The sequence below is a fragment of the Mesorhizobium sp. M8A.F.Ca.ET.057.01.1.1 genome (assembly GCF_003952565.1).
Lineage (GTDB): Bacteria > Pseudomonadota > Alphaproteobacteria > Rhizobiales > Rhizobiaceae > Mesorhizobium.
On the sequence record NZ_CP034454.1, the window covers coordinates 3,419,538 to 3,436,797 of the forward strand.

The 17,260-nt window shown below is 62.4% G+C and carries 20 protein-coding genes, 1 tRNA gene and 1 pseudogene; 8 read left to right on the forward strand and 14 right to left on the reverse strand.

The window, feature by feature from the left end; translation table 11 throughout:
- Positions 1 to 4: 4 nt before the first annotated feature.
- The 4 genes from EJ077_RS15970 to moaA all read right to left on the reverse strand — a co-directional run bounded on the left by EJ077_RS15970 (position 5) and on the right by moaA (position 3,119).
- Positions 5 to 925: a DMT family transporter gene (locus EJ077_RS15970; RefSeq protein WP_208695207.1), complete on the reverse strand. Its 921-nt coding sequence runs from the start codon at positions 923 to 925 to the stop codon at positions 5 to 7.
- 172 nt (positions 926 to 1,097) lie between these two features.
- Positions 1,098 to 1,457: a hypothetical protein gene (locus EJ077_RS15975; protein WP_127279947.1), complete on the reverse strand. Its 360-nt coding sequence runs from the start codon at positions 1,455 to 1,457 to the stop codon at positions 1,098 to 1,100.
- 137 nt (positions 1,458 to 1,594) lie between these two features.
- Complete coding sequence (locus EJ077_RS15980) at positions 1,595 to 2,047, reverse strand: hypothetical protein (protein ID WP_245458431.1); 453 nt, start codon at positions 2,045 to 2,047, stop codon at positions 1,595 to 1,597.
- Between the two features lie 76 nt (positions 2,048 to 2,123).
- Positions 2,124 to 3,119, reverse strand: coding sequence for a GTP 3',8-cyclase MoaA (gene moaA, locus EJ077_RS15985; protein WP_208695209.1), 996 nt, complete (start codon positions 3,117 to 3,119; stop codon positions 2,124 to 2,126).
- 192 nt (positions 3,120 to 3,311) lie between these two features.
- Here moaA and EJ077_RS15990 point away from each other — a divergent pair, with 192 nt between their 5' ends.
- Positions 3,312 to 3,665, forward strand: a complete 354-nt coding sequence (locus tag EJ077_RS15990) for a gamma-butyrobetaine hydroxylase-like domain-containing protein (RefSeq protein ID WP_208695210.1) — start codon at positions 3,312 to 3,314, stop codon at positions 3,663 to 3,665.
- A gap of 63 nt (positions 3,666 to 3,728) precedes the next feature.
- Positions 3,729 to 4,340: a pyridoxamine 5'-phosphate oxidase family protein gene (locus EJ077_RS15995; protein ID WP_208695211.1), complete on the forward strand. Its 612-nt coding sequence runs from the start codon at positions 3,729 to 3,731 to the stop codon at positions 4,338 to 4,340.
- A gap of 24 nt (positions 4,341 to 4,364) precedes the next feature.
- Here EJ077_RS15995 and EJ077_RS16000 read toward each other — a convergent pair whose 3' ends face one another.
- On the reverse strand, positions 4,365 to 4,817 hold the full coding sequence (locus EJ077_RS16000; RefSeq protein ID WP_127279942.1) for a MarR family winged helix-turn-helix transcriptional regulator: 453 nt from the start codon (positions 4,815 to 4,817) through the stop codon (positions 4,365 to 4,367).
- A 47-nt stretch (positions 4,818 to 4,864) separates the two neighbouring features.
- Here EJ077_RS16000 and EJ077_RS16005 point away from each other — a divergent pair, with 47 nt between their 5' ends.
- Positions 4,865 to 5,776 (forward strand): alpha/beta hydrolase, encoded by a 912-nt coding sequence (locus EJ077_RS16005; protein ID WP_208695212.1) that lies wholly within the window; start codon positions 4,865 to 4,867, stop codon positions 5,774 to 5,776.
- 7 nt (positions 5,777 to 5,783) lie between these two features.
- Here EJ077_RS16005 and EJ077_RS16010 read toward each other — a convergent pair whose 3' ends face one another.
- Entirely contained in the window at positions 5,784 to 6,182 is a 399-nt protein-coding gene (locus EJ077_RS16010) for a rhodanese-like domain-containing protein (RefSeq protein WP_208695213.1), read from the reverse strand.
- Positions 6,183 to 6,245: 63 nt separating this feature from the next.
- On the reverse strand, positions 6,246 to 6,860 hold the full coding sequence (locus EJ077_RS16015) for a TetR/AcrR family transcriptional regulator (protein WP_208695214.1): 615 nt from the start codon (positions 6,858 to 6,860) through the stop codon (positions 6,246 to 6,248).
- 100 nt (positions 6,861 to 6,960) lie between these two features.
- Here EJ077_RS16015 and EJ077_RS16020 point away from each other — a divergent pair, with 100 nt between their 5' ends.
- Both EJ077_RS16020 and EJ077_RS16025 read left to right on the forward strand, forming a co-directional pair.
- Complete coding sequence (locus EJ077_RS16020) at positions 6,961 to 7,707, forward strand: 3-oxoacyl-ACP reductase family protein (protein WP_208695215.1); 747 nt, start codon at positions 6,961 to 6,963, stop codon at positions 7,705 to 7,707.
- A 211-nt stretch (positions 7,708 to 7,918) separates the two neighbouring features.
- Positions 7,919 to 9,805 (forward strand): L,D-transpeptidase family protein, encoded by a 1,887-nt coding sequence (locus EJ077_RS16025; protein ID WP_208695216.1) that lies wholly within the window; start codon positions 7,919 to 7,921, stop codon positions 9,803 to 9,805.
- Positions 9,806 to 9,808: 3 nt separating this feature from the next.
- On the opposite strand, the gene EJ077_RS16030 is transcribed toward EJ077_RS16025, so the two are convergent.
- The 6 genes and pseudogenes from EJ077_RS16030 to EJ077_RS16050 form a co-directional block, all read right to left on the reverse strand.
- Positions 9,809 to 10,285: a hypothetical protein gene (locus tag EJ077_RS16030; protein WP_208695217.1), complete on the reverse strand. Its 477-nt coding sequence runs from the start codon at positions 10,283 to 10,285 to the stop codon at positions 9,809 to 9,811.
- Positions 10,286 to 10,399: 114 nt separating this feature from the next.
- Entirely contained in the window at positions 10,400 to 10,528 is a 129-nt protein-coding gene (locus EJ077_RS32580; protein WP_281040171.1) for a hypothetical protein, read from the reverse strand.
- Complete coding sequence (locus tag EJ077_RS16035; protein WP_245458432.1) at positions 10,521 to 11,141, reverse strand: lysozyme inhibitor LprI family protein; 621 nt, start codon at positions 11,139 to 11,141, stop codon at positions 10,521 to 10,523. The genes EJ077_RS32580 and EJ077_RS16035 overlap by 8 nt, the downstream gene beginning before the upstream one ends.
- Before the next feature lie 120 nt (positions 11,142 to 11,261).
- A pseudogene (locus EJ077_RS32805) lies at positions 11,262 to 11,518 on the reverse strand (PepSY domain-containing protein).
- Between the two features lie 273 nt (positions 11,519 to 11,791).
- Positions 11,792 to 11,866 (reverse strand) — tRNA-Val (locus EJ077_RS16045).
- Between the two features lie 136 nt (positions 11,867 to 12,002).
- Positions 12,003 to 12,686 carry a phosphoglycolate phosphatase gene (locus tag EJ077_RS16050; RefSeq protein ID WP_208695218.1) on the reverse strand — a complete coding sequence of 228 codons (684 nt, stop codon included), beginning with the start codon at positions 12,684 to 12,686 and terminating at the stop codon, positions 12,003 to 12,005.
- A 249-nt stretch (positions 12,687 to 12,935) separates the two neighbouring features.
- Here EJ077_RS16050 and rpiA point away from each other — a divergent pair, with 249 nt between their 5' ends.
- The 3 genes from rpiA to gor all read left to right on the forward strand — a co-directional run bounded on the left by rpiA (position 12,936) and on the right by gor (position 15,785).
- Positions 12,936 to 13,667 (forward strand): ribose-5-phosphate isomerase RpiA, encoded by a 732-nt coding sequence (gene rpiA, locus EJ077_RS16055; RefSeq protein WP_208703018.1) that lies wholly within the window; start codon positions 12,936 to 12,938, stop codon positions 13,665 to 13,667.
- Positions 13,654 to 14,274, forward strand: coding sequence for a DUF2059 domain-containing protein (locus tag EJ077_RS16060; protein ID WP_208695219.1), 621 nt, complete (start codon positions 13,654 to 13,656; stop codon positions 14,272 to 14,274). The genes rpiA and EJ077_RS16060 overlap by 14 nt, the downstream gene beginning before the upstream one ends.
- A gap of 119 nt (positions 14,275 to 14,393) precedes the next feature.
- Positions 14,394 to 15,785, forward strand: a complete 1,392-nt coding sequence (gene gor / locus EJ077_RS16065) for a glutathione-disulfide reductase (RefSeq protein ID WP_208695220.1) — start codon at positions 14,394 to 14,396, stop codon at positions 15,783 to 15,785.
- 56 nt (positions 15,786 to 15,841) lie between these two features.
- Here gor and mgtE read toward each other — a convergent pair whose 3' ends face one another.
- Positions 15,842 to 17,206, reverse strand: coding sequence for a magnesium transporter (mgtE, locus tag EJ077_RS16070; RefSeq protein ID WP_208695221.1), 1,365 nt, complete (start codon positions 17,204 to 17,206; stop codon positions 15,842 to 15,844).
- Between the last annotated feature and the right edge of the window lie 54 nt (positions 17,207 to 17,260).

Sequence of the window (17,260 nt, forward strand, 5' to 3'; positions counted from 1 at the left end):
GCGGCTAGATTCCGTCCGGCGCCATGGCCGGCCCGGTGCTTTCAGCGACGATCCTTCGCCGGCCGACGACGCGCTCGCGATAAAGCGCATAGAGACCCGAGCCGACGACTATTGCCGCACCGGCGATCATCGGCATGTCCGGCACGTCACCGAAGATGATCAAGCCAAGCAGGATCGACCAGAGGAGCGCGGTGTAGCGAAACGGCGCGATGAAGGAGATTTCGCCCGAACGCATCGCCATGATGATGAATTGATAGCCGATCAGCACCAGCACCGCGGCCAGTGCCAGCAGCGCCGTGCTTTTGCCGGTCATCGGGGTCCAGCCACCCATCGGCGTCAACAGGAATGCACCGACGACGGTCATGGCAAGCGCGGTGGCGGTCGAGACCAGCATCGTCGGGATGGCCTGGGGGATGCGTTTGGTGGCGAGGTCCCGCACCGTGCAGCACCCGACGGATGCTAGCGCCACCAGCGAGTAAACGCTGAAGCCCTCGAAACCCGGCCGCACGATGATCATAACCCCGGCAAAACCGATAGCGATCGCCAGCCAGCGCCGCCAGCCGACCGTTTCGCCGAAAAACAGCGCCGCGCCCATCGTCACCGCCAGCGGCAGCGCTTGCAGGACGGCCGAGATATTGCCAATCGGCAAATGCGCGAGCGCAACCAGGAAGGAAACGGTAGCGCCCGCTTCACTCAGCACCCGAATCGCCACCAATGGCTGCAGCACCAGGCGAGGCTGGAAAAGCGCGCCGCGTTGCCAGGCCAGCAGGCCGACGAAGAGCGAGGCGAATGCCCCTCTGATCAGCATGACCTGCGCCATGTTCATCGACTGTGAAGAGTATTTGGTAATGGCGTCGTTGAGCGTGAAGCCAACCATCGCCACCACCATGAACAACGCGCCGCGAAGATTTGGGGAAAGGGGCAAGACATCTACCGGTTGCTTTGGCAAGCAAGCCTGTAACAGCCCGCCACGAAACAGCAATGGCAAAGGGCTGGGCCAGCACCGGATACCCATCTTCGCTGGCATGAAATCATCCTGGATCAGGCAGGTCGGAAGGCGGCGTCGCCTCCCGACACTTGTACAGCCGAGGCGACGTCTATTTCTTCGGCGTCAGCACCTCAGTGCCGTTGCCGTCCTTGCCGGCGATGGTCCACAGGCCATGCAGCGACCCGTCATCCTCGACCTTGTAGACGACGAGGCCGATATCCTTGCCCATGACGTAGCCGGCGGAGAATGCATTGTCGTTGCGCATGCAGATGCCATCCGAAGACGAGCCGCCCGTCTCCCAATGGATCGCGCAGGTGGTCCCGCTGGTCAGCGTGATGGTGGCTTCGCCGTCATAGGCCGAACCGTCGAAATTGGTGCCGGCGACGGTGTAAGTGCCGCCGATCGACTGGGCAGCCGCGGGCAGGGCGGCCAGGCCGAGCAAGGCGAAGGAAAGAAGAAGTTCGCGCATGATGCAATCCCCCGAGAAAGCGATGAACCGCTACGGAACGGAGGCTAGGCGGGAAACCGTCACCAGTAAATCAGACGGATATTCGCGGACAAAGATTTGTTTGCGGTGTGGCTAAAATGCTCATGGCCACTTACGGCTCATGGCCCCTTGAGGCTGCCGGCGATGGCTCCCACCAACGGGTCATATTTCGATCTCAACGCCGGCGGATAATCGATCCAGACCGTGCGGATGACGCCATCCCTGCCAAACAGCCGCCGCTCATAAAAGATCTTTCCATCCTTCACGCCCGACAGCACCGCCCAGTCCTTGCCGGCCTTGCTGTAGGTGACTTCGTACCCTGGCTCGCTGCTCGCCTTTTCGTCGGCAATGAATCCCTTCGGCGTGTCGTTATCGACATTGGATATGCCGGAGCATGTCAGGCTGGCGCCGTCCGCGCTCAGCCACACCTGGCCGTCGCCATTTTCAGGCTCGGGCTGGCGGTCGGTGAAGATATCGTCGGGAAAGGTGCAGACGGTGCCGAAGCGCTCGTTCACGTAGGTGGATCGCCCGGCAACAGCGGTGTTCGCCGATATCACGGCGAGAAATGTCACGATTGAACAGAGCCACCGCATGTTTGCCCCGAAGCCGATGATTGCGGGGCAATTCTTGCACGGACAGACGAGAAGGTCAGCCGCCCGTGACACTCATATGGCGTGACACCGAAGGGCGGCTGGTGCGGCGGTCGATGATGAAGTCATGACCTTTCGGCTTGCGGCCGATGGCTTCGTCTATGGCGTCAGCGACAAGTTCGTTGCCTTCGGACGCGCGCAACGGCGCGCGCAGATCGGCTGCATCTTCCTGGCCAAGGCACATATAGAGCGTGCCCGTGCAGGTCAGCCTGACGCGGTTGCAGCTTTCGCAGAAATTATGCGTCATCGGCGTGATGAAGCCAAGTTTTCTGCCGGTTTCGGCGACATGGACATAGCGGGCCGGGCCACCGGTCTTGAAGGGGATGTCGGTCAGCGTGAACTGGCGCTCAAGCGAAGCGCGCAGCAGCGACAGCGGCAGATATTGGTCGGTGCGGTCGGCGTCGATCTCGCCCATCGGCATGGTCTCGATGACGGTCAGGTCCATGCCGCGGCCATGCGCCCAGCGCATCATCTCGGGCAGTTCGACGTCGTTGAAATCCTTCAACGCCACCGCGTTGAGCTTGACTTTCAATCCGGCCGCCTGAGCAGCGTCGATGCCCGCCATGACCTTGCCGAGATGGCCCCAGCGCGTGATGGCGTGGAACTTGTCGGCATCGAGCGTATCGAGCGAAACGTTGATGCGCTTGACACCACAATCGGCGAGTTCGGCGGCGAAGCGCGAAAGCTGCGAGCCGTTGGTGGTCAGCGTCAGTTCTTCCAGCGCGCCGCTTTCAAGGTGCCGCGAAAGCTGGCGCACCAGGTGCATGATGTTCTTGCGCACGAGCGGCTCACCCCCGGTGAGGCGCAACCGTTTGACACCCTTTTCGATGAACACGGTGCAGAGCCGGTCGAGTTCTTCCAGCGACAGCAGGTCCTTCTTGGGCAGGAAGGCCATATCCTCGGCCATGCAATAGGTGCAGCGGAAATCGCAGCGGTCGGTGACCGACACTCTGAGATAGCTGATCGTGCGACCGAAGGGGTCGATCATATTCATGTTCGAGCGTTTCCGTGGCCGTTAACGGCGTCGTTATATACAGCTATGTGATACGATCCAGCCCGCCATTCAAGATAGCTTGCCTTGATCTTTGGTAACATTCCCCGACCGACATTGCGTGTCGGACGCCGTTGGCGCCTTTGCGTACGGAGCGAAGCAGCGTAGGGAAGGGGAATTCAAGCAGGATCGACCATGACGGCGCCGAAAGAACTGAGGGTCTCCAAGGACCGCAAGTTGCTCACCGTGACGTTTCCGGGCCACCAGCCGTTCGAACTGCCGGCGGAATTGCTGCGCGTGGCGTCGCCTTCGGCGGAAGTGCAGGGCCATTCGCCGGAACAAAGGGTGACGGTTCCCGGCAAACGCAATGTGGCCATCCTGAAGATCGAACCCGTCGGCAATTACGCCGTGCGCATCACCTTCGATGATTTCCATGACACCGGCATCTTCACCTGGAATTACCTGCACACGCTCGGCCACGAGAGGGACGCACGCTGGAGCGTCTATCTCGCGGAGCTCGCCGAGAAGGGCCTGAGCCGCGATCGTTAGCCGCCATTGCGTCGTCAAAAGGTCACGTGTTGGGCGTAGGGGCGGCGGATCGGGAGACGGAAGATGTCGGTCATCACCACAGTCGAACAACTCGAAGCCCTTTACGGACTGCCCGGCGAAGCCTCCGTGGTCAAGGAACTCGACCATGTCATTCCCGAATACGCCGCCTTTATCGAAGCGTCCCCTTTCGTCGCGCTCGCGACCGGCGGTCCGGAGGGGCTGGACTGTTCGCCGCGCGGCGATCTCGCGGGCTTCGTGCGTATCGTCGATGCGAAAACGCTGATGATGCCGGACCGGCGCGGCAACAACCGTGCCGATTCGTTGAAGAACATCATCCGCGACCCGCGCGTCGGCCTGCTGTTCCTGGTGCCGGGCTCCGGCACGACGCTCCGCATCAATGGCCGGGCGCATATCACCACGGATGCAGCGTTGTGTGCGTCGTTCATGGTCGACGGCAAGCCGGCGCGTTCGGTCACGGTGATCGATGTTGATTCGGTCTATTTCCAGTGCGCCCGGGCGATCGTGCGGTCGGAACTGTGGAATCCGGAGAGGCATGTCGATCCGAAATCGCTGCCGACACCCGGAAATATCCTGGAAATCACCAGCCGCAAGAATATCGACGGCGAAACCTACGACAGGGAATGGCCGGAGCGGGCTAAAAAATCGATGTGGTAGTGAGTTGAGGGGCGCAAAGGCCGATCACGCCTCGTTCAGCACGTCATAGATCTTGCGCATCTGCTCGCCGATCATGTCGCATTGTTCCGGCGTCGACTGGCTCATCGCCTTCTCGATCAGCGCCATATGCACTTTCAGCGCCTGCATCAGCAGCGCCTCGCCGCCTTCGGTCAGCGTAAGCCGCAAGATGCGCTTGTCCTTCTCATCGCCTTCCCGACGCAGCAGGCCGCGCGCTTCGAGCTGCGGCAGCAGCATGGTGATGTTGGAGCGGCCGACCAGCAGCTTGCGGGCAAGATCGTGCTGCGACATGCCGGGATGGCGATAGAGGTTCATCAGCACGTCGAGCTGCGCCGGCTTCAGGTCGAGCGGCGCGAGTTTCACCGCCAGCGTGCGTTCCAGCACATGGCACGCGCGCGCCACCGCGACCCAGTTGCGAAAACGCGGGTTGTCCCAGGGTAGCTCTTGTTTATTGTTCATCTTTGAACTATTATGTTCATGCTTGAACGTATGGATGGATTCTGACTATGGCATCATTCGGGCTGAAGGTCATCCGAGGTGTGTTTGGTGCGGCCGAACATGTCGCGCCGCGCATCACCGGACGCGCGGCTTTCGAATTGTTCTGCCGTACGCCAAGCGCCAAGACATTGACCGACGGCGAGCGTCGCGCCATCGACCGCGCCGCGGAGTTCATGGCCGAGGCGCGGCATCACCGGCTGAAAACCGCGACCGGCTGCGTCGTGCTGCATGAATTTCGTCCCGAGCCCGGCCGCGAGCCTGCCGGCACCGTCCTCGTCATCCATGGCTGGCGCTCGCGTACCGAATATATGCGCGTCTTGATCGAAGGTTTTCGCGCTGCCGGCCATAGGGTCGTCTCGCTCGACCTTCCCGGTCACGGCCATTCGCAGGGCAGGCACCTGAACATGGTCAACGCTGTCGAAGCAGCAAGAGTGGCCGGCGAATGGTTCGGGCCGTTCGTGGCCGCCGTCGGTCATTCCTTCGGCGGCGCCGTTGCCGCCAACGCCCTTGCCGGTTCCGTCAAGGACATCCCGCCGCTGGCGGCCGCACGCCTCGTGCTGATCGCGGCACCAAGCTCGCTGCCGGCAATCTTCGCTGACTTCAGCCGCATGCTGAATGTCGGTCCACGCTCGCAGGTCGCCATGGCCGACCGTGTCGAATATCTCTCCGGCCGGCCACTGCATGAATTCACCGGTGACCGCCAGCTCGCCCAGGCACCCGTGCCGACGCTGGTCATTCATGCCCCCGATGACCGTGAAGTGCCGGCTGAACACGCACGACGCTATGCCGGCGCAGGCGACCATGTGCGGCTTCACTGGGCCGATGGGCTTGGCCATCGCCGCATTCTGGCCGACAAGGGCGTGGTTGAACGCGCCGTCGGCTTCGTGACCACGCAGCGCGGGGCGTCGCTGGTCCACTGAGCGGCGTTCAGGCTTTCTTCTTTTCCCCCGGCTCTACTGGTAATCCGGCTGCCTTCCAGGCCGTGTAGCCGCCGAGAATATGCTTGACCGGCGAAAGCCCCATGTCTTGCGCCGTCTTGGTGGCAAGCGCCGAACGCCAGCCGCCGGCGCAGAAGAAGACGAAGCTTTTTCCGGAAGCGAAGAAAGGCTTGTGGTAGGGACTTTCGGGATCGATCCAGAACTCCAGCATGCCACGCGTGACATGCTTGGCGCCCGGTATTTTGCCGTCACGTTCGATCTCTCGAGGATCGCGAAGATCGACGAAAATGGTGCTTTCGTCTTCAAGCAGTCCTGCCGCTTCCTCGGGCGAAACCACTTCGATCTCGGCGTTGGCCTCATCCAGCAGTTCGCGATACCCTTTTTTCACGTCGTCCCTCCCGGCCGCAGGTTTGCTGGCAAGTCGAATTTCGAGCACAACGAACGGGATTTGTCACGCCTCGACGGTGTCGGCCATCGTCTTCCAGGCGGCCATTGCCCCAGCCACCGTCGCCAGCAGGGCGGCGCGGGAAGCGCCGTCGCGCGCCTGGATCGACATGCCGTTCTGGACCGTTGCAAAAAAGGTCGCGGCCGCACGGCAATTGAAGTGGGCAGGCAGCTCACCCTCGGCCACGCCGCGCTCGAGACGCTTCTTCAGGGCGGCTAGATTCTCGGCTCGGCGGCGCCGCAAATCCGAGCAGATCGCGCCTCGGCTCGAGTCTTCGTGCAGCGCACCCAGCGCAATCAGGCAGCCCTGCGGGCGATCGGTCTGCGAATAGGCCTCTGCGGTCCGGCGCAGAAACCGCTCGATCGCAAGGCGCGCCGTTGGCGCCTCTTCGAGCGCGAGCCAGATATCGGCGCCTTCCACGCGGGAGTAGAGATCCGTCGCCTCGAGGAACAAGGCTTCCTTGCTGCCGTAGGCGGCATAGAGGCTCGGCGAATTGATGCCCATCGCCGCGGCGACATCGCTGATCGATGCGCCTTCATAACCCTTGGCCCAGAACACATCCATCGCGCGCCGCAGGGCGGCGGTTCGATCGAAGGTGCGGGGACGGCCTCTTTCCGACATGACGCTCTGTTCTGTGTTGATCGATACATAAATGAGTTGACGCGATCAAACAAGGCTGGCAGGGATTTATGTATCAATCACTACATAAATGGAGAAACCGATGTCATCCAGGAATTTGAACGGCAAGGCGGCACTCGTCACCGGAGGCAGCCGCGGCATCGGCGCGGCAATCGCGCGAAGGCTTGCCGCGGAGGGGGCCGATGTCGCGCTGACCTATGTGCATGGCGAGGACCAGGCCCGTTCGGTCGTCGCCGAGATAGAGACCAAAGGCGGTCGCGCGATCGCGATCAAGGCCGACAACCGTGACGCCGAAGCCATAGACCAGGCGGTTGCCGATGCGATGACCGCCTTCGGCCGGCTCGACATCCTGGTCAACAGTGCCGGCATCTGGCGCGCCGCACCCATCGATACGCTGTCGCTTGCCGATTTCGACGAGACCATGTCGGTCAATCTGAGGGCGCCGTTCATCGCCTCGAAAGCGGCGGCAAAACACATGGGCGAGGGCGGCAGGATCATCTCGATCGGCAGCAATCTGGCCGAACGGGTCACCGACGCCAACCTGGGAGCCTACTCGACCAGCAAGGCGGCGCTGGTCGGCCTGACCAAAGCATTGGCCCGCGACCTAGGGCCACGCGGCATCACCGCCAATGTCGTCCACCCCGGCTCGACGGACACCGACATGAACCCGGCCGACGGCCCGCATGCCGAACATCAGCGAAAGAAGATGGCAACCCCGCGATTCGGCAAGGCGGAGGACATCGCCGGCATGGTTGCCTGGCTCGCAGGTCCAGAGGGCCGTTTCGTCACCGGAGCCGCGCTGACCATCGACGGTGGCGCAAACGCCTGAAGACGCCCGGATCGCCGCGGCCGGGGCGACTGTTGGGTCGCCCCGGCCGTCACGATCTTGTGAAACCGTTCTGCAACAGGCCCGCCGAAATTTATGAAAGCTTAACGAAATCGGTATGAATCGGTATAGTCGCGCCTTACATCCGCCATGCGGTGAGCGGGACGGTCTTGCGTGCGGAACGGGAACCGGTTGCGACCGGAGCGGGTGATCCATGAAATTCCTCGGTAAAAATGCAACCGTGATGCCGCTGGTGGCTATTACGGCGACGCTGGCTTTCGGCACGCCTCAGGCGGGTGCCCAAGGGCTTTTCGACATGCTGTTCGGCGGCGGCATCAGGCATGAGCCGAAGGGCGAGTTTCCGCCTCCTCCGCCAAAGCACAAGCCGAAGGCGCCGGCCGGTGGTGATGGCGGCGGTGTGAGGATCAGCAGTCCGTCCTACTATACTTACAAGGCCGACAGACTGGTGCGTGTCGACTTCTCGACGCTGGCCACCGCGCCGCAGCCGGCGGCGCCGCAAGATGCCGCTTTCGTTCCCTCGGCCACGGGTGCTGCTTTCCACGATGCCATTGCCGGCCTCAGCGACTACGAACTCTATGCCGAGCCCGACATCGCCAAGGCGCTGATCGCCTACTACTCGGCCAACCCGGATTTCATCTGGGTAGGCGGAACCAGCCCCAACAACCGTGCGCAAGATGCCGTGCGGGTGCTTGGCGAGGCTGCCAGCTACGGCCTCACACCCGCCGACTACACAGTCGATGTGCCGGCGCTCGGTTCGACCTCGGCGGACGACGCAGCCAAATTGAAGGAACTCGTCCGTTTCGAGATGGCGCTGTCGGCGCGTGTCCTGCGTTACGCCCATGACGCCCAGAGCGGCCGTGTCGAGCCCAACCGCATGACCGGCTACTACGATTTCCCGGCCAAGCCACTCGACATGGTGGGTGTGCTGAAAACACTGGCGCATACACAGGAAGTTCGCACCTATCTTGAATCGCGCCATCCGCAGAATGCGGAGTACCAGGCGCTGCGCGTCGAACTGGAGTCACTACAGGCGAGCGCCGAGAACGAGATCGTCGTCGATCCGAAACTGCTGCTGAAGCCAGGCGAAACCAGCCCCGAACTGCCAAAGCTCCTGTCGCTGATCGCGCGCAATCTCGATGACGAGATGGGCGGCACCTATGGCGAGGTTCTGTCGCGGCTGGCAACCAGCGAAGTCTATGTTCCCGAACTGGTGCCGCTGATCAAGGCGGTGCAGCAGAAGGAGGGCATGAAGGGCGACGGCGTCATCGGACCGCGCACCGTCGCCTTGCTGGCGGGGACGTCGAAGGCCGACCGGCTGCTCAAGGTTCAGGTGGCGCTTGAGGAACTGCGCTGGCTGCCTTCCGATCTCGGCAGTCCGCGTGTTTTCATCAACCAGCCCGCCTTCACCGCAAGCTACATTGACGACGGCCAGGAAAAGCTGAAGACACGCGCCGTCGTCGGCCGTGTCACCAACCAGACGGCCTTCTTCTACGACCAGATCAAGCAGGTCGATTTCCACCCCTATTGGGGCGTGCCGCAGTCGATCATCGTCAACGAAATGCTGCCGAGGTTGCGTGGCGATCCCGGCTATCTCGACCGTGCCGGCTATGAGGTGACGGATTCACGCGGCAAGCGCATTCCGTCGTCGGCGATCAACTGGGGCGATTATGGCGCCAACATTCCCTACAGCGTGCGCCAGCAGCCGAGCGAGGCCAATGCGCTGGGAGAATTGAAGATCCTGTTCCCCAACAAGCATGCGATCTACATGCATGACACGCCCCAGAAATCATTCTTCAAGCAGGACATGCGCGCGCTTAGCCATGGCTGTGTACGCCTGCAGGATCCGCGCGGAATGGCGGCGGCGGTGCTTGGCACCTCTGTCGACTATATCGCGGAGAAGCTGAAGCACGGACACTCGACCGAGGATGTGACGCGCAAGATCCCGGTCTATGTCGCCTATTTCACTGCCTGGCCCGACATGTCCGGCAAGGTCGAGTATTTCAGCGACGTCTATGACCGCGACTCGCGGCTGAAGCAGGCCCTTGACGCGACCGAAGCGGTGCGCTCCCCGTCGAGCTAACAGTCAACGCTCTGACATCGGGCGCCGGAAACCGGCGTCGCGGCCGGCGATCAGCCAATAGACCAGCCCGGCCACAAGACCAGCGGCCGCTGTGATTCCAATGTCGGCCCAGCGCTCCAGATCCACGTCCTCCGCCGCGCTCGGCCAGATCAGGAAGAAGCCGCCGGCCGCCGCCGCGGCGCCGAAGAGCATGTGCAGCAGGGCACTGCGCAGGGAGAAGAACTCGGCGATAAGCGCGAAAATCAGCGTCTGCGGCGCTGTCACCACAACCGTCAGGAAATAGATGAACATGCCGAGCGGCGGCACCACAAAGGCCGCGATCGGCGAGACGCCCATGAGGTCGAAATAGGCCGGCGCGTTGGGCAGGGAACTCAGCGCGGCATAGATCGCCACCACGGCGATCAGGCCAACCAGTATCGCGATAAGATAGCCGGCGAGCATCATCAGGACGCGCTTCATCAAGTGCTTCGCAGTCGACATGCCCACCCCATGAAGCCCGGTCACTCCACAATCAGCCATCAATGGCGAATTGACGCAAGGGGAGACAGAGACTGTTAACGTCTCGGCCCGACGCGGACGGACGAAACCCGCCGTTCAGGCGCCGCCGCACATATGCTGCGAATCCGGCAGAGCCCACGAGCCTTTCGAGACGAGGTCGACGGAATAATAGACCCGGCCACGGTCGTCGTCCTTGGGCAGTCCCTGGGAATCGAGATCAGGCATATGACGACCGGTTCTCCGACCTTCGAGGCGGCCAAGCCGGCCTCGCGATCATAGAGACAGCCCCGCCGCCATTGGTGAACGTGGTCGCGCTGCCCGCTTCGGGACTGGCCGTTTCCAGCGGATCGTCGCCGAGCCGGGCGGTAAGCGTCTTGATGTGCGTCGATGCGCATTGGCCGATCGCCGAAGGCAGGGGCTGATCGATGTACCCGGGGTTTCGCCCGGCGGCTTCGAGCGCCTTCTTGCCAATCAGCGCGATGTTGTAGTCCTGGACCCAGGAAGGCGCATTGCCATAGGTCTGCAAGGCGTTGTTGAGGGCGCTGACGATACAGGCCGTATCGCTCCTGCAGGCGTTGCGGTCGGCGATCAGCCCGCGGGCAATCCTGCGCTTGTCGCCGCCGAACGCCGGCTCGAATCCCTTGAACGCCTTCGAAACCAGCAGATCGATCGCCGACAGCTGCGGGTCGGCACAGATCGCTTTTTCCGCGGGCACTGCGGCCTTGGCGCAGTCGAAGGACGGGCCATCGGCTCGCGCGAGAGAAACGGCAAGGAAGCCGTCGGCTGGGATAATGGCGAGTACAGACAGAAAATAGGTTCCAGCGAAACATCGCATCATAGCCCCCAAGCCAACAGGTTTGCCCAAGGCATAACATACCCAGGATGGACAATGTGGGCGCGCGTTTCGTCGCTGAGAATGCTCGGAGGCAGCGCATTCGCGACGAGGTCCCTGCGAACCCTATTTTGGTTCGGCCGTCACAGGATCGAAGTCGATTTCGACTTTTGCCTTGTCCGCGGTGTAGTAGGTGACGGTGTAGCCGTCTTTGTCCCAATCGACTTCTTTCACGTAGCGAAAGCCGTCGCGTTGCTCAACCTTCGCGATGATCTCCGACAGCTTCTTGGCATTGGGTGGCGGCAGGGGGCTTCATCCGCGGCAAAGGCCGATCCGCTGGTAAGAAGAACGGCGACGCTGGTCGCCAGCAGAAATCTGGACATGGTTTTCCCTCAGGTTTCGACGGAAGGAAACTCGCTGGTGTATTGGTTGGTTCCGGAGGCAGGGAACTGTTGGCCTAAAAGAAGCGTGACCGCGCCGCCGAAAGACATCTAAACCCGTCGTGTTTTCGGAGGACCTGGAACGTCGAGTTTCCGACCAGGATTTTGCATTGGGCCTACATTTGCTTACGTCCCAGTAAGCTTTGTCCTACGTGCCAGTAAGCTTTCAAAACAATTTGGTTGCGGCCGAACATCCAACGATTTCTTCAAGTCGGATGGTGGGCGATGCAGGGATTGAACCTGCGACCCCACCCGTGTGAAGGGTGTGCTCTCCCGCTGAGCTAATCGCCCGCTCGTTGCCCGAAGGCCAAGCGAGCCGCGATATAAGGGAGGCCGGCCCTCTAAGTCAAGGCAGTGTCTGGCGTTCTCACACAGATCGGATTTGCGGTCCCGCCAGGCCGTTCCGGAGAGATTCCGTCGCCGGCGCTCAGTGTGCGGCGGCGCCGATCAGCCCTTGTGCCAGATCGAGCGTCAATGCATCAAAATGCGATATCACCGCCGAGGGCTCGAACTCGCGCACATGACGATCAGTGTAGCCGAAATCGACGGCGACGACAGGAATGCCGGCGGCCTTGGCGGTGTCGATATCGGTTTGCGAATCGCCGACCATCAAGGCGCGTTGCGGATCGCCACCGGCCAGTTTGATTGTTTCGATCAGGTGGCGCGGATCGGGTTTGCGGAACGCGAACGTATCCTGTCCGGCAATTGCCGCGAAATGCCTCGTCAGGCCGAGCGCCTCGATCAGCGCCAGCGAATTGGCTTCGTATTTATTGGTGCAGATAGCCAGCAGATAGCCAGCCTTCTCAAAGCGGGCAATCGCCTCGATCACGCCGGGGTAGGGGCGGGATTTGCCCGGAATATTGTCGGTGTAGTGATCAAGGAACAGTTTCAGCAGCCGGTCGTGCTCCTCAACCTTGAGGGATCGTTGCTGCGCGGCATGCGCCCGTTCGATCATCACCCGGCCACCATGACCCACAAATCGTTTGAAGCCGGCTTCGTCGACGGCCGCCAGTTCGCTGGCCGCCAGGCTGTGGTTGAGGCTGTCGAGCAGGTCCGGCGCCGTATCAATCAGCGTTCCGTCGAGGTCGAACACGATGATCGGGCGACTCATGATCCATCCTGAGCAGGTTTGCGCATCGGCAGGCGATAGCGGCTGCGACGCTTGAAGGCAAGCAGACTGGTGGCGCAGCCGCCAAGGGCTTTGACCCGGCCAGCAAAAATGCTAGGAGCCCAAAACGCTAAAGCGCGACGCGTCGAAAAGGACCCATGCGATGCGCTTTGGGTTTTGTTTCATGCATGTCGTTCCCAAGCCGAGGTCACTTTTGGGCGACGTGCATCAGGTTTCGGGGCAGCAAGCAGCATGGATGCGAGGCAATTGAAGGTCGAGGCCGCGCGGGCGGCTCTTGCCCATGTCACCGACGGCATGCGGCTCGGCATTGGCACCGGCACCACTGCCGAGGAGTTCGTGCGGCTGCTCGCCGACAAGGTTGCCTCCGGCATGACCATTATCGGCGTGCCGACCTCGGAACGCACCGCCGCGCTGTGCCGTGAACTCGGCGTGCCGCTGTCGACGCTGGAGGAAACACCCGAGCTCGATCTCACCGTCGACGGCGCCGACGAGGTCGACCCAGAGCTGACCTTGATCAAGGGCGGCGGCGGTGCGCTGCTGCGTGAGAAGATCGTGGCCGCGGCCTCGCAGCGCATGATCGTCATCGCCGACCGTTCGAAGATGGTCGAGACGCTCGGCCGATTTCCTCTTCCCATCGAAGTCAATCAGTTCGGCCTGCGCTCGACCGAGATCGCCGTGGCCGTGGTGGCCGGAAATCTCGGCCTTTCCGGTCCGGTGACATTGAGGATGACGGGAGGCCAGCCTTTTGTTACAGACGGCGGCCATTTTATCCTCGATGCATCTTTTGGCCGCATTCCGGATACAAGAGCGCTTTCGAATGCTCTCCACGCCATTCCTGGCGTGGTCGAGCATGGTCTTTTCATCGGGCTGGCGTCAGCGGCCATCATCGCCGGCGGCGACGGTATCCAAACTGTCCATGCCGCCCGAAAACCAGGGAGTTCTACCGATCATGATGTTGCATAACCGGGTTCGCCGTCTGTCAGTTCTCGTGGCGGCTTCGGCTGTCTTCGCGTTCTCCTCGCCTGTCTTCGCGCAGGACGTCACGGAATCGCATCTGAAGGCCGCACGCGCCGCGGTCGCCGCGATCCACGCGACCGACCCGTTCGACAACATCCTGCCGCAGGCCGCCGCGGCGCTCGAATCGCAGCTCATCCAGAAGAACCCTGACATGCAGGAGCTGATCGGCAATACGATCAACGAGAAGGCGCTGGCGATGGCCTCGCGCCGCGCGGACCTCGAGAAGGAAGCGGCTCTTGCCTATGCGAAGGTGTTTTCCGAAAAGGAACTCACCGACATCGCGGCCTTCTACAGCTCCGAGTCCGGCAAGAAGCTGCTCGACAGCGGCCCGACCGTAACGCGTGACCTCGTCAAGGCCGCCGACATCTGGCAGAACGGCGTAGCCCGCGATCTTGCCCAGCAGGTCGGCGAAACGCTGGCGGCGGCGGCAAAAGCGAATGCGGGGGCTGCGCCTGCGCCCGCCGATGGCGCCGCTCCGGCCGACAATGCGGCCCCGGCGGATGGCGCCGCACCCGCGGACGGGTCGGCTCCTGCCGACGGCACGCAGAACTGATCCTGCATTTCAAACGCGGCCTTTGCGGCCATCTGTAAAGCCCGGCCTGTCCGGGCTTTTCTTTTGATGGTTTGCGGCCTACCTGTCACTCACATTTTCGACGTTCAAGGAGCCGCTTCATGGCCGGTTACGACTACGACCTCTTCGTCATCGGCGGCGGCTCCGGCGGGGTGAGGGCGGCGCGGGTCGCGGCAGCGCTCGGCAAACGCGTCGGCATCGCCGAAGAATACCGTTTCGGTGGCACCTGCGTCATCAGGGGCTGTGTGCCGAAGAAACTCTATGTCTATGCTTCGCAGTTTCCCGAGCATTTTGCCGACGCCGCCGGCTATGGCTGGACGGTGCCGGAAGCCAGTTTCGACTGGCAGATGCTTGTCGCCAACAAGGACCGCGAGATCAGCCGCCTGGAAGCGATCTACAAGAGGAATGTCGAGGGCTCGGGCGGCGAGACCTTTCATTCGCGGGCGATGATCGTCGACCCGCACGTGATCCATCTCCTGGGCGAAGACCGCACCGTCACCGCCGATCAGATCCTGATCGCCACCGGCGGCCGTCCGGCTGCGCATCCGGCACTGCCCGGCCACGAACACTGCATCTTTTCCAATGAGGCTTTCGATCTCAAGGAACTGCCGAAGGCGATCATGATAGAGGGCGGCGGCTATATCGCGGTCGAGTTCGCCAACATCTTTCACGGCCTCGGCGTAGACACCACGCTGGTCTATCGCGGCAAGGAAATCCTTGGCCGCTTCGACATGGACCTGCGGCGCACGCTGCATGAGACGATGGAAAGAAAGGGGATAAAAATCCTTTGCCATGCCGTCTCCGAATCAGTCAGCAAGCGGCCGGATGGGCGGCTCGACGCGCAGCTCACGAGCGGGCAGGTGCTGACGGTCGACCAGGTGATGCTGGCCATCGGCCGCGTCCCCAACACCGAGAACATGGGCCTGGAAGGCGTAGGCATCGAGATGACCGCCGCGACGGGTGCGATCAAGGTCGACCGGTTTTCCCGCACCAACATCGACAATATCTGGGCGATCGGCGATGTAACCAACCGCGTGCAGCTGACGCCGGTGGCGATTCACGAAGCCATGTGCTTCGTCGAAACGGCGTTCAAGGACAATCCGACCGCGCCCGATCACGACACGATCGCGACCGCCGTCTTCTCGCAGCCGGAAATCGGCACGGTCGGCTTGTCGGAGGACGAAGCCGTCAAGCGCTTCGCCGATATCGAAATCTACCGCGCCAGCTTCCGGCCGATGCGGCACACGCTGTCGGGCCGCGACGAAAAGATGCTGATAAAGCTGGTCGTCGACGGCGCTTCGCGCAAGGTTCTCGGCGCCCACATATTGGGGCCGGATGCCGGCGAAATGGCGCAGCTGCTCGGCATCCCACTGAAGGCTGGGCTGACCAAGGACGATTTCGATCGCACGATGGCCGTGCATCCGACTGCGGCAGAAGAGCTCGTCACCATGTACAAGCCGACCTATCGGGTGAAGGACGGCGAGCGCATCTGACGCCTCGCCTGTCGGCGCGCCGCCGCCAGCCTTTGCCGGCGGCGACAGTCAAACCGCTACAGCAACGAGCCGTGCAGGATGACGAGCGCCACCGAGAAATAGATCACCAGTCCGGTGACATCGACCAGCGTGGCTACGAACGGCGCGGACGCACTGGCCGGGTCGAAACCGATCCGTTTCAGGGCGAAAGGCAGCATCGACCCCGACAGCGAGCCGAAGGTGACGATGCCGACCAGTGCAGCACCAACCGTCGCGGCAATCAGCGGCCAGTGCGGGCCATAGTCGTAGAAGCCCATATATTGCCAGAGCGCGATGCGGCAGACGCCGACCACGCCGAGCATGGCGCCGAGCACCAGACCGGTAGGCAATTCGCGCAACGCCACCCGCCACCAGTCACGAAGGCCGATCTCGCGCAACGCCAGCGCCCGGATGACCAGCGAGGTCGCCTGTGAGCCGGAATTGCCGCCGGAGCTTATGATCAGCGGGATGAACAGCGTCAACACGATCGCTTTCTCCAGCTCGCCCTCGTAGCTTTGCATGGCATTGGCCGTCAGCATCTCGCTGATGAACAGCGCGCAGAGCCAGCCGCCACGCTTCTTGATCATGGCGAGGAAGCTCATCTTCATATACGGCTCGTCCAGAGCCTCCATGCCGCCGAACCGATGCACGTCCTCCGTGGTCTCCTCGATCATCGTGTCGATGATGTCGTCGATGGTGACGATGCCGAGGATCTTGCCGTGGTCGACGACCGGGACGGCGAGCAGATCGTATTTGGAGATCGTCTGCGCCAGGTTTTCGCGATCGGTCAGCGGGCTGACCGTCACCGGCATGCGGTCGGGCGCAACCGACAGGATCGAGTCGTCCGGCTCACCGGTGATGAGTCGCCGCAAGCCAGTCGACCGCACCAGGAGGTGGGTTTGCGGATCGACGATGTAGATTGCATAGATGGTCTCGCGCGTCCGCTCGACCTTGCGGATGTAATCGAGCGTACGCCCGACGGTCCAGTCGGAGGGAACGCTGACGAACTCCGTCGTCATGATCGAGGCGGCGCTGCCTTCGGGATAGCCCAGAATGGAAAGCAGGGTCACGCGCAGTGGCGGGGCCAAAGCACCGAGCAGTTCGGAGCGTGCCGGCTCGTCGAGCTCGCGCAGGATGTCGGCTGCGCGGTCGACGGACATGGCGTTGAGCAGCTTGCTCGCCTTGGGACGGGGCAGGGCCTCCGCCAGTTCGGGCGCGCCTTCGAGCTCAGGCTGGTCGAAAATCTCGACCAGCCGTTCGAACGGTACAGCGCAAAGCAGCTCCGTCGCGGTTTCGCGCGACTCATGATTGAGCGCCTCGACGACGTCGGCGACGTGGTCGTTGGCAAGGATGCGGGCGATGGCGACGGCCTCATCGTCCGCTACGGGGAAAAAATCGTTCATGGTTCACTCCTTGCCGTCCGGCAGGACATGAACCACTCAGGTCACGTCTAGGCG